9 protein-coding genes are annotated in these 12,277 nt (G+C 64.2%); 7 read left to right on the plus strand and 2 right to left on the minus strand.

What is annotated here, in order from left to right; all coding sequences use genetic code 11:
* Both argF and PVW51_RS05610 read right to left on the minus strand, forming a co-directional pair.
* Positions 1-906, minus strand: coding sequence for an ornithine carbamoyltransferase (gene argF / locus PVW51_RS05605; RefSeq protein WP_269361346.1), 906 nt, complete (start codon positions 904-906; stop codon positions 1-3).
* A 73-nt stretch (positions 907-979) separates the two neighbouring features.
* The gene (locus tag PVW51_RS05610) at positions 980-2,155 is read right to left on the minus strand and encodes an aspartate aminotransferase family protein (protein WP_274573922.1); all 1,176 of its coding nucleotides are present in this window, start codon (positions 2,153-2,155) and stop codon (positions 980-982) included.
* Positions 2,156-2,415: 260 nt separating this feature from the next.
* On the opposite strand from PVW51_RS05610, the gene PVW51_RS05615 reads away from it, so the two are divergent.
* From PVW51_RS05615 to mdoH, 7 genes are all read left to right on the plus strand, one after another.
* The gene (locus tag PVW51_RS05615; protein ID WP_269361349.1) at positions 2,416-3,324 is read left to right on the plus strand and encodes a DMT family transporter; all 909 of its coding nucleotides are present in this window, start codon (positions 2,416-2,418) and stop codon (positions 3,322-3,324) included.
* 103 nt (positions 3,325-3,427) lie between these two features.
* Positions 3,428-3,988 (plus strand): GcrA family cell cycle regulator, encoded by a 561-nt coding sequence (locus tag PVW51_RS05620; RefSeq protein ID WP_269361350.1) that lies wholly within the window; start codon positions 3,428-3,430, stop codon positions 3,986-3,988.
* A 329-nt stretch (positions 3,989-4,317) separates the two neighbouring features.
* Positions 4,318-5,934 (plus strand): thiamine pyrophosphate-binding protein, encoded by a 1,617-nt coding sequence (locus PVW51_RS05625; protein WP_274573923.1) that lies wholly within the window; start codon positions 4,318-4,320, stop codon positions 5,932-5,934.
* 283 nt (positions 5,935-6,217) lie between these two features.
* Entirely contained in the window at positions 6,218-7,567 is a 1,350-nt protein-coding gene (locus tag PVW51_RS05630; protein ID WP_274573924.1) for a tetratricopeptide repeat protein, read from the plus strand.
* Positions 7,568-7,587: 20 nt separating this feature from the next.
* Complete coding sequence (locus tag PVW51_RS05635) at positions 7,588-8,844, plus strand: OpgC family protein (protein WP_274573925.1); 1,257 nt, start codon at positions 7,588-7,590, stop codon at positions 8,842-8,844.
* The gene (locus PVW51_RS05640) at positions 8,841-10,370 is read left to right on the plus strand and encodes a glucan biosynthesis protein G (protein ID WP_274573926.1); all 1,530 of its coding nucleotides are present in this window, start codon (positions 8,841-8,843) and stop codon (positions 10,368-10,370) included. Before PVW51_RS05635 ends, PVW51_RS05640 begins: the two co-directional genes overlap by 4 nt.
* Positions 10,367-12,250 (plus strand): glucans biosynthesis glucosyltransferase MdoH, encoded by a 1,884-nt coding sequence (gene mdoH, locus PVW51_RS05645; protein ID WP_274573927.1) that lies wholly within the window; start codon positions 10,367-10,369, stop codon positions 12,248-12,250. Before PVW51_RS05640 ends, mdoH begins: the two co-directional genes overlap by 4 nt.
* The last annotated feature ends 27 nt before the right edge of the window (positions 12,251-12,277 follow it).

Below are 12,277 nucleotides of genomic sequence, written 5' to 3' on the forward strand. Positions count from 1 at the left end.
CTATCGGCCCAGACAGTGGCGCATGATGGCCTTTTGCGCGTGCAGGCGGTTCTCGGCCTCGTCGAAGATCACCGAATGCGGCCCGTCCATGACGGCGCTGGTCGCTTCATCCTCGCGGTGGGCGGGCAGGCAATGCATGAACAGGGCATCCTCCTTGGCCCGCGCCATCAGCGCCTCGTTTACCTGATAGCCGCGCAACTGGTTGTGGCGGCGCTCGCGGGCCGACTGGGGGTCATGCATGCTGACCCAGGTGTCCGTCACCACAAGGTCCGCGCCCTCGACCGCCTTGTTGGGATCGCGTTCCACCGTGTAGAGCCCGGCAAGCGCCGGTTCCGGGTCAAGCGGTGGCGGGCCGGTAAAGACCAGATCAAAATCAAACTGCTTGGCCGCATGGGCAAAGCTGGCAAAGACATTGTTGCCATCGCCCGACCAGACAACCCGCTTGCCCTTGATCGGGCCGTTGTGTTCCTCGAAGGTCATGATATCGGCCATGATCTGACAGGGATGGCTGCGGTTGGTCAGCCCGTTGATCACCGGCACGCTGGCGTATTCGGCCATGTCCAGCAGGGTCTGTTCCTCGAAGGTACGGATCATGATCAGATCCACATAGCGCGACAGCACGCGGGCGGTGTCCGCGATGGTCTCGCCATGGCCCAGCTGCATGTCGGCCCCCGAGAGCACCATGGTCTGTCCGCCCATCTGACGGACCCCAACGTCAAAGGACACGCGGGTCCGGGTGGAGGGTTTTTCAAAGATCAGGGCGACCATGTGGTCCTTGAGCGGCAATGTGTCGTCCGGCGCGCCCTTGGGCCGCCCGTTGCGGGATTGTTTCATCGCGGCGGCATTGTCGATGATCTGCCGCAAATCGGCGGAATCGGTTGTGTTGATGTCGAGAAAGTGTGTCATGTCAGTCTCTTACTTGGCGACCGCACGCCCGTGGCGGGCGGAGTCGCAGGGATATTTATGGGCCAAAAAGAAATCAGGACCCGGCAAGCGCGCCAGCGGCCCGATCAAGGCGGCTGACCGCTTCGGCGATCTCCTCGTCGGTGATGTTCAGCGGCGGCAGCAGGCGTACCACGTTATCGGCGGCGGGCACGGTTATCACCTCGACGCCGTAACCGGCGGCCACCAGATCGGCGGGGGCGATCTTGCATTTCAGACCCAGCATCAGGCCCGATCCGCGGACCTCTTCCAGCACATCCGGGTGGCTGGCCACCAGCCCCTCCAGCTTTTGCCGCAGCAGCCCCGCCTTGCGGTTCACCTCTGCCAGAAAATCCGGGTCGGCAACGATGTCCATCACCGCGCAGCCCACGGCACAGCCCAGCGGGTTGCCGCCATAGGTGGAGCCATGGGTGCCTGCCGTCATGCCGCTGGCCGCCTCCTCGGTCGCCAGCACGGCGCCCAGGGGAAAGCCGCCGCCGATGCCTTTGGCCACCATCATGATGTCGGGGGTCACGCCCGCCCATTCATGGGCGAAAAGCTTGCCCGTCCGCCCCACGCCGCATTGAACCTCGTCCAGGATCATCAGGATGCCCTTTTCCTCGCAGAGGTCACGCAGCCCCTTGAGACAGGCATCGGGTAGCGGGCGAATGCCGCCTTCGCCCTGCACCGGCTCGACCAGCACGGCGCAGGTCGCGTCGGTGATCGCGGCGTTCAACGCCTCGTGGTCGCCAAAGGCAAGATGGACAAAGCCGGGCAGCAGGGGGCCGAAACCCTTGGTCATCTTCTCTGACCCGGCGGCGGCAATCCCGGCAGAGGACCGGCCATGGAACGCGCCGTCGAAGGTGATGATCTCGACCCGCTCGGGCTGACCCTTGTCGTAGAAATACTTGCGCGCCATCTTCACCGCCAGTTCGCAGGCCTCCGTGCCCGAGTTGGTGAAAAAGACGGTATCGGCAAAGCTATGTTCGACCAGCTTGTCCGCCAGCGCCTGCTGCTGCGGGATCTGGTAGAGGTTCGAGGTGTGCCAGAGGGCGCCGGCCTGATCCGTCAGCGCCTTGGTCAGCGCCGGGTGTGCGTGGCCCAGCGCGTTCACGGCAATGCCTGCGCCAAGGTCCAGAAAACGTCGTCCGTCCGCCTCGATCAGCCAGGTGCCTTCGCCCTTCACAAAGCTGAGGGGCGCACGGTTATAGGTCGGCAGGACAGAAGAGATCATCTGAAGTTTCCTTGGATAGGGCCGCGAAAAGCCCAAATGGGCATGGGCGGCGTGCTGGGTCAAGAGATTTGGGGAGGTGCAATGCACCATGGATCAGACCTGCGGTCGGCAGGTCACGCTGGGCTGTTTCAGCCGCGGCGTCGTCGGGACGGGATATGTCGCATCGTGATCATGGCGCATTCATTACGCCGCATTTCGCCTTTTGCCCAGCCCGAAAATGACGTCTTGTCTCTGCACATTGTTGCGGCCATACCGGCCGCATGTATCAGGCTAGGGTCCAGAACAACGCGCTTGCCGCCGGCTTGATCGGGGTGGCAACGGCCTTCATCGCGGCGACGACCCTGATGGCCAAGGCACTGGGCGGTGACACCTTCGGCGCGCCCCTGCCCGCGCTGCAGATCAGCCATGGCCGTTTCCTCTTTGCCTTTGTGGTGATCGGCAGCGCCACGCTGATCCTGCGCCCCGCCCTGGAGCGGCCCCACTGGGGCCTGCACATCGCCCGGACCGCCTGCGGCTGGGGCGGGATCACGCTGATGTTTGCTTCTGTCGCCTTCATCCCGCTGGCGGATGCCACGGCGATCTCCTTTCTCAACCCGGTGTTCGCGATGATGCTGGCGATCCCGCTGCTGGGCGAGAAGGTCGGGCGCATCCGCTGGTCCGCCGCGGCAATGGCGATGGCCGGTGCGGCCGTGCTGCTGCGGCCCACGCCCGACAGTTTTCAGCCCGCCGCGCTGCTGGCATTGGGGGCGGCCATGGTCATGGGGATGGAGCTCATCTTTATCAAGAAACTGGCCCGGCGCGAAAACCCGTTCCAGATCCTGCTGGTCAACAACTTCATCGGTCTGGGCATCGCGACGCTGGCGGTTCTGCCGGTGTGGCAGCCACCGACCACGGCGCAATGGGCCGTGCTGGCGGGCATCGGCGGTTGCATGGCGCTGGCGCAGACCTGTTTCGTCAATGCCATGGCGCGCGCCGACGCCAGCTTTGTCGCGCCCTTCAGCTATGCCACACTGATCTTTGCCACCCTCTATGACATCGCGTTTTTCGGGGTCATCCCGGATGCGGTTTCGCTTCTGGGCGCTGCCATCATCATCGCCGGTGCCGTCCTTCTGGCCCTGCGCGAGGCGCGGCTGAAACCGGAGCCGCCCCGGCCCACAACCGCGGTGTGACGCATCGTCCCTTGCACCCGGCAGTGGAGTGATTAGAATAGGGGCCTGACTTTGACAAAGCGGCCACTCAAAAAGGGCCGCTTTTTAACTGGGGAAACCTGCGATGTCCTGGACCGATGAGCGTGTCGAGACGCTGAAAAAGATGTGGGGCGAAGGCCAGTCCGCGAGCCAGATCGCCAAGGAACTTGGCGGCGTGACGCGCAATGCCGTGATCGGCAAGGTGCATCGTCTGGGCCTGTCGAACCGCGCCACATCCGGGGCCGCAGCGGCCAAACCGGAAACCAAACCGAAGCCGGAAGCCAAACCCAAGGCGCCGCCGAAGCCCGAAAAGCCCGAGATGAAGACCGAAGCGGCAGCACCGCCCCGGTCGAACCTGCCCGCCCGCAAGCAGATCATTCCCGCAGGCCAGCCGCTGCCCCCACAGCCCTCGGCCAACGAGATCAGCCCGGAAGCGCTGGCAAAGGTCAACGAGGTCGAGAAGAAAGCCAAGAAGATCGGCCTGATGGACCTGACCGAGCGGACCTGCAAATGGCCTGTCGGCGACCCGGCGACCGAAGATTTCTGGTTCTGCGGGCTGCCCGTCAAACAGGGCAAGCCCTATTGCGAAGCCCACGTCGGGGTGGCCTTTCAGCCGATGTCGGCACGGCGCGACCGCCGCCGCTGAGCCGGATTTCCTGCAAAAACTTCGCCAGGTGCCGTCAGGCATTCAGGCATCAGCAATGAGAAGCTGATGGGTTCCCCGTGGGGAACCCAATACATTGTTAATAACACTTTTTATTTAGATATCGCCGCGCGCGGGGCGAGTGAGACCCCTGCCGAAGCGTTTCTGGACATACCTGGTCCAGTTGTTTGCCGCCGCTCCCCTCGGTCGAACGTGCAACGTGATCTGCGAAGTTTCAGGTCTGTCCTGCAACAAAGCCAACGCGCACGTGAGTTGCGCCCTGCCGCGCCGCGTGGTTGATAATCCTGTCACCCTGCTGGAAAGGCCCCGCCATGCCCGATACGATCCGCGCCGCCGATGCGCTTGCGCGCCGCCTTTATGCCGCAGGGTGCCGTACCGCCTTTGGCATGCCGGGGGGCGAGGTGCTGACCCTCATTGATGCGCTGGAAAAAGCCGGGATCAGGTTCATTCTGGCCAAGCACGAGAACGCCGCCGGCTTCATGGCCGAGGGGGTCCACCACCGCGACCTTGCCCCGGCCATTCTGGTCGGCACCATCGGGCCCGGCACGCTGAACGGCGTCAACACGGTGGCCAATGCCCTGCAGGATCAGGTGCCGCTGATCGTGCTGTCGGGCTGCATGGATGCGGATGAGGCGCAAAGCTATACCCATCAGGTGCTGGATCAGGCTGCGGTTTTCAAACCGCTGACCAAGGCCCAGTTCACCCTGAACGCCGGGGCTGCGCATCTGATCGCGGACAAGGCTGTCGCCATCGCCACCGAGGGGCGTCATGGCCCCGTCCATATCGACGTCCCGATTTCCGTGGCAGAGGCCCAGGTGCCGGCCGAGCCCCCTGCCGCGCGCGCGCCTGCCGCTGCCCGCGCGCCCCATGGGGCTGACCTGGCCACCGCAAGGGACTGGCTGGCGCAGGCGCGCCGCCCGGTGATGATCGTCGGTGTCGATGCCTTGAACGAAGGGGCGCAGAGCGCCGTTCAGCAATTCGCCGAAGACCACCATGTGCCGGTCATCACCACCTACAAGGCCAAGGGTATCCTGCCCGAGGATCATGCGCTGTCGCTGGGCGGCGCGGGCCTGTCCCCCCTTGCGGATCAGCATATTCTGCCCTTTGTGCAGGCCGCCGACCTGGTGCTTTGCGTCGGCTATGACCCGATCGAGATGCGCCCCGGCTGGCGCAATGTCTGGGACCCCCGGCAAAAGCACGTCATCGACATCAGCGCCATGCCAAACCACCACTACATGCATCAGGGGACGCTGAATTTCGTCACCGATTGCGCGCCGACACTTGCCGCCCTCTCCGAGGGGCTGGACACGGACGAAACCTGGCCGGAGGGAGAGATCTACCAGCTCAGGACCGCACTGGCATCGGCCTTTCGCCGGGACGAGGACTGGGGCCCTGCCGCGATCATCGACAGCTGCCGGAAAGTACTGCCGCGCAACACGATTGCCAGCGCAGACAGCGGCGCACACCGCATCCTGCTGAGCCAGATGTGGGAGTGTTATGCACCCCGCGACCTGATGCAATCTTCCGCGCTTTGCACCATGGGCTGTGCCCTGCCGCTGGCCATCGGGGCAAAGCTTGCCGCACCCGACCGGCCTGTTGTCTCCTTCTCAGGGGATGCCGGCTTCCTGATGGCGGTTGGCGAGCTGGCCACCGCCGCAGAGCTCGATATTGCGCCGATCTTCGTGGTCTTTGTCGATGCCTCGCTGGCGCTGATCGAAAAGAAGCAGCGTGAGCGGCAACTGGCGAACTTTGGCGTCGATTTTGCGCAGCACAACTTTGCCGCGATGGGCGTTGCCTTTGGCGGCGTCGGGGTCACGGTGCGTGACCGCGCAGGATTGGAAGCGGCTCTGACAGAGGCTTTGCGCGCGGATAAATTCACCGTCATCGCCGCGCTGATCGACAGGGGAGCCTATGATGGCCGTATCTAGTATGGCGGAAACGAAATGCGCATCATTTCGTTTCCGCCATGCCACGGGCGATTGCTGAACTGGGCATCGATTCGTTGCAAAAATAGGCACAACGCCTTGCAACCTACCGATTTTGCGCAGGAACCCGCTCAGCCCGGAGCAGGTTTCGGCGGGTTTTGTCACAATCGCTCACGAAACCGGATAGGCCCTTCACGTTGGCGTGTGACACAGCCATGTGCGGTCCCGGGCTGCCTCTTTGACAGTATGGTACCGGCACCCGAAAGCTGCCCGGAAGGCCATCTTGATGACGAACGATATCTGCAATGCGCCCGTCGCACTGACACGCCCGGCTGCGCTGCAAAGCTGGAATGCGATGATCCGCGCGTTTCTGGCGCACAAGCCCGAGACGCCGCAACACCTTGGCGACACCCTCGCCGCCGCACCCGATTTTGCCATGGGACATGCTGCCCGTGGCCTGTTCTCGTTGATGATGGGCCGGGCCGAACTGTGGCAAGTGGCCGAGGATGCCCGCACGGCTGCCCATGAGGCTGCCCGGAACACGCAGATCAGCCCCCGCGAAAAGGGCTGGCTCGACGCGCTGGATCACTGGCTGGCCGACAGCCCCACGGGCGCCATCGCAGCCCTTGAAGGTATCCTTGATCACTGGCCACAGGACACGCTGAGCGCCAAGGCAAGCCATGGCATCCGCTTTATCCTTGGGGATGCGTCAGGCATGCGCAGATCGGTGGAACGGGTGCTGCCCGCTCATGCCGCCGACCACCCGCTGCGCGGCTACCTGCTGGGCTGTCATGCCTTCACGCTTGAGGAAACAGGCGAATACGCGGCGGCGGAACGGGCGGGCCGCGAAGGGTTGGCCCTGGCCCCCGACGATGCCTGGGGTCTGCACGCCATCGCCCATGTCCACGACATGCGCAACGAGGCGGATGCCGGGATCGCCCTGATCGAGGATTTCCGCAGCGCCTGGGAAGGCAGCAACAACTTTCGCTATCACGTCTGGTGGCACAAGGCGCTGCTGCATCTGCACCGGGGAGAGCTGGATGTGGCGCTGGCGCTTTATGACAGCCAGATTCGTGCCGACAAGACGGACGACTACCGCGACATCGCCAATGCCACCTCGCTGCTGATGCGGCTTGAGCTGGACGGGGTCGATGTCGGACACCGCTGGGACGAGCTGGGCGCCCTGGCCCAGAATCGCATCGACGACGGCTGCATCGTCTTTGCCGACCTGCATTATCAGCTTGCGCTGGCCGGTGCCGGCAAGGGCCGCGCGGCGCAGGAGATGGCCGACCGCTTTGCCCGCGATGCCCGCCAGAGCGGTGATATGGCCGCGCGGGTCGCCGATCCTGGCCTCTGCGCGCTGGCCGGTCTCACCGCCTTTGCCGAAGGCCGCTATGGCCATGCGTTTGAAAACCTGAGCGCCGCCCGGCCGAAAATGCAGAGCATCGGCGGAAGTCACGCGCAACGTGATGTTTTTGAACGAATGACCATTGACGCAGGCCTGCGCGCGGGCCATTTCCACGCGACAGAACAGATCCTTCTGGACCGGCTGGCATTGCGTGACGGTCATGCGGACCGCTTTGCCGAAAGCCGGTTTGACCAACTGTCACGCATGCGACGAATTCCCGCTCAATAGCTTCGAGAACCCTCAACTAAATGACAATCGCCGACACCACCCACGTGCCTTCTCGCCCTGTCACCGCCCTGGGAGCGCAGGCACCTGCCCGCGTCCGTGACCTGCGGCTGGATTTCTTCCGCGGCCTTGCGATGTTCATCATCCTGTTCGCGCATACGCCCGGCAACCTGCTGTCTCTCTGGATCCCGGCGCGCTGGGGCTTTTCGGATGCGACCGAGATTTTCGTGTTCTGTTCGGGCATGGCCTCTGCCATCGCCTTTGGCGGGGCCTTTGCCCGCGTCGGCTGGTTTCTGGGCTCGGCCCGCGTGCTGTTCCGGGTCTGGCAGGTCTACTGGGCACATGTCGGGCTGTTCTTTGCCACCCTGGCGATGACTGTCTACCTGACCGACCTCGATATCACCGGACAGAACTACTGGGGCCAGCTGAACCTCTGGCCGGTCTTCGTGGAAAGCGACAAGTGGGAGAACTCGAACATCCTGCTGTCCTTCATGACGCTGCGCTACGTCCCGAACTATTTCGACGTCCTGCCGATGTACATGATCGTGCTGCTTCTGATGCCGCTGGTCATGGCGCTGGCACAGGTCGACAAACGTCTGGTCGCGGCCTTTGTCATCGGCATCTGGCTGCTGGCACAGGACGCCCTGCTGCAGGCCCTGGGGCTGGGGGCGTGGCACCTTGAATTCCCGGCAGAGCCATGGTCGGACCGGGGCTGGTTCTTCAACCCCTTCGGCTGGCAGCTGATCTTCTTCACCGGCTTTGCCTTCATGCGGGGCTGGCTGCCCAAACCCCCGGTCACGCCGCTTCTGTTTGGCCTGGCGGCCTTTATCGTGATCGCCAACATCCCGTTGTCCAACATCGGCGTGAGAGAGCTGGAACTGGGATGGGCCGCCGACTGGCGCAAGGCCAATGCGGCCCTCTTTGACAAGACGGATTTTGCCATCCTGCGCTACGTTCACTTTCTCAGCCTTGCCTATATCTGCTGGGTGCTGGCAGGGGATCAGGGCAAGAACCTTCTGGCACGCGGCACAGGTGCTGCGGCACGCCTGCGCGAGGGTCTGTTGACCGTGATCCTCAAGGTCGGCCAGCAAAGCCTTGCCGTGTTTGTCTTCAGCATGTTCACCGCGCGCGTCCTGGGCTTTGTCATGGATGTGATCGGGCGCGGTGTCTTCATCACCCTGGCCGTGAACCTGGTCGGCTGCGCCCTGCTGGTCGCGGTGGCCTATGGGGCAGGCTGGTTCAAATCCCAACCCTGGCGTCAGAAGAGGGCCACATCATGATCCGCCGCGACGTACTGAAAGCAATTGCCGCCCTGGCCGCCCTGCCCGCCACAGCCTGGGCCGGGGACAACAGGCTTGCCCTGAAAGAGACGGCTGCACCCTTTGGCCCCGATACGGTCACCAACCGCGCGCGCATTCTGGCCAGCAAGCCCTATGCCCCGCGCCCGATGATTCCCGAAGCCTGGCGCAAGCTGACCTACGACCAGTACCGGCAGATCTGGTTCGACGGGCGCAACGCCCTGTGGGAAGGCACCGACGTGCCACAGCGGGTCGATGTGTTCCCGCCCGGTCTCTATTTCCCGCAGGCCGTGGCGATGCATGTCGTGGCAGAGGGAGAGGCAAGGCCCATCGCCTTTGACATGGGGGTCTTTGACAGGACCGACCAGTTCCCCGATCTTCCCGTGGATGACACCCTGGGCTATTCCGGCCTGCGCTTGCGGGCAGAGCTGGAAAAGCAGGGCATCTTTCAGGAATACGCCGTGTTCCAGGGGGCCAGCTATTTCCGGGGCATCGGAACGGGCGAAACCTATGGCCTGTCGGCACGGGGCCTTGCGCTGAAAACCGGCGATCCGGCAGGCGAGGAATTTCCCGATTTCACCGCCTTCTGGCTGGAACGTCCCGCGGCCGACAGCAACAGCCTGGTGCTGCATGCCCTGCTGGACAGCCCTTCCTGCACCGGTGCCTACCGGTTCGAGATTACCCATGGTCCCGTCCTGCAGATGAAGGTCCGCGCAACCCTTTTCGCCCGCGAAGAGCTGACCCACCTGGGCATTGCGCCGCTGACCTCGATGTTCCTGTTCGACGACACCATGCGGCAACGGTTCTCGGATTTCCGCCCGGCGGTGCACGACAGTGACGGCCTGCTGATGCACAACGGCATCGGCGAGGTCATCTGGCGCCCACTATCCAACCCGCTGAACCTGCAGATCAGCAGCTTCGTGGACAACAACCCGCGCGGCTTTGGCCTGTTGCAGCGCAAGCGGCAGTTCTCGGACTTCAACGATCTGGAGGCGCTTTATCACAACCGCCCCGCCGTCTGGATCACACCCGGTGAAGACTGGGGCAAGGGCGCCGTGACCCTGGTCGAGATCCCGGCCGATCTTGAGATCTACGACAATATCGTCAGCTACTGGCGGCCTGCCACCCCGCTGCCCGCCGGGGCGGAACACAAGATGAGCTATACCATGCACTGGGGGGCCGACCCCGTGGCGGTCACTGCGGATGTGCCGGTCAAGGTCCTGAACACCGCCATCGGCGGCAGGATGGAGGGCGGTCAGGTCGTGGTGATCGACTTTGCCCCCGGTCCCGAAGTGCCCGAAGACCTGTCGGAGATCGAAGTTGTCATTCGCGGGGGCGAAGTTCCGCTCACACCGGGGATCCTGCAACGCAACCCCGAAACCAACGGCCCGCGTCTGGCGTTTACGTTTCAACCCGAAGATGCAGCCTTCGCGGAATTCCGCGCGCAACTGCGCCTCGCGGGGGAACCGTTAAGCGAAGTCTGGTTATACCGTTGGACTAGAACATGATTGAACATCCGCCGACTGACGACACCATGCCAAGCCGGGCACCGCTTGCCATGCAGATACAGGATTTTTCACGCCCGCCCGTCCGCCGCGCGACGACGGTCCAGCCCCGTTCGCTCGGCTGGCGCCTGGCGGTGTTCGGCCCGGCACTGATCGGGACCGGCCTGCTGATGTACGGGCTTTACGGCTGGCTGGCCGGTGCCGGGATGACCTGGCTCGAATGGGCCCTGCTCAGCATGATCGGGGCGACCTTTGTCTGGGTGACGCTCTCGGTCAGCACCGTGGGCGTGGCGATTGCCGGATTGCTCGCGCGGCAACGCGCCGACGAACGTGCGCCGGATGCGGTGCGTTCCCTCGACGTGGCCCTTCTGGTGCCCGTGTACAACGAGGTGCCATGGGACGTTTTTGGCAACGCCACCGCCATGCTGGCCGATCTGCACCGCCGCGCCGGGCCACACCGCTACACGCTTTTCATCCTGTCCGACACGCGGGACGAGGCGATTGTCGCGCAGGAAGAGCGCGCCTTTGCCCAGCTGCGGGCCGAAGCGCCCGCGGGCATGAACGTATACTACCGCCGCCGCGCCAAGAACACGGACAAGAAAGTCGGCAACCTGGTTGACTGGATCACCGGCTGGGGCGCCGCCTATGAAGGCATGGTGGTGCTGGATGCCGACAGCCTGATGACCGGCCGGGCCATCGACAGGCTTGCCAGCGAACTTTCCGCAGACCCCGACGCGGGGCTGATCCAGACCTTCCCGATGCTGATCGGGGCCAATACATTGTTCGCCCGCATCCAGCAGTTCTCCAACATCGCCTATGGCTGGCTGCTGGCCGAGGGGCTGGCCCTGTGGGCACGCAACGAAGGCAATTACTGGGGTCATAACGCGATCATCCGCACCCGTGCCTTTGCCGAAAGCGCCGGGCTGCCCTACCTCACGTCGGGCGGACGCAACGACCTGATCCTCAGCCATGATTTTGTCGAGGCGGGCCTGCTGCGCCGCGCGGGCTGGCGGGTGCGTTTCCTGCCCCGCGTCACCGGCAGTTTCGAGGAAACCCCCGGCACGCTGATCGACTATGTGGTGCGTGACCGGCGCTGGTGCCGGGGCAACCTGCAGCACCTGCGCCTGCTGGGCACGGCGGGGCTGCATCCGGTGTCTCGGTTCCACCTGTTTCACGGGGCGGTCGCCTATCTGCTGTCACCGGCATGGTTTGTCCTGCTGGTGATCTGGTCCCTGCTGGGCAAGGACGCGGACACCAATGTGGTGCGCTATTTCAATCAGGCGAACCCGTTCTTCCCCGACTGGCCCCCGGCAATGAGCCATATCGACAGCGCGGTCTTTCTGGTGATCATGTACGCGATGCTTCTGACCCCCAAGGTGGCGGGCGCGGGCATCATCGCCTTTACCCCCAGGGCCGTTGCGGTTTTTGGCGGCAAGGGTGCCTTTCTGGGGTCCTTCCTGGTGGAGGTGGCCCTTTCGGTGGCCTATGCCCCGATCCTGATGATCCAGCAGACCAAGGCGGTTCTGAATGCCGCATTGACCCGCAGCGAGCCCTGGGCCCCGCAGCAGCGCGGAGCAAAAGGTTATCCGCTGCGCACGCTGATCGGCTTTCACTGGCTGGAAACCCTGCTGGGCCTGCTGTTGCTGTCCGGGCTTGTGGCGGGGCTGATCTCGCTCTGGCTGGTGCCGATCGTCTTCAGCCTTGTCATGGCAGTGCCCCTCTCTGCCCTGTCGAGCGTGAACCTCGCGGGTGTGACGCGCCGGGGCTTTCGGATGGACAGCCCCAATACCCTGCGCGAACCGGCCATCGTTGCGCAGGCGCGGCGCGCGCGGACACAGATCAAGTCCCGGCTGCTGGCAATCGAGAAGGTCGCGGCGGAATAGCCGCGCGCCCTGCCCTCCGGCGCGCGG

Source organism: Sulfitobacter sp. PR48, assembly GCF_028807335.1.
Lineage (GTDB): Bacteria > Pseudomonadota > Alphaproteobacteria > Rhodobacterales > Rhodobacteraceae > Sulfitobacter.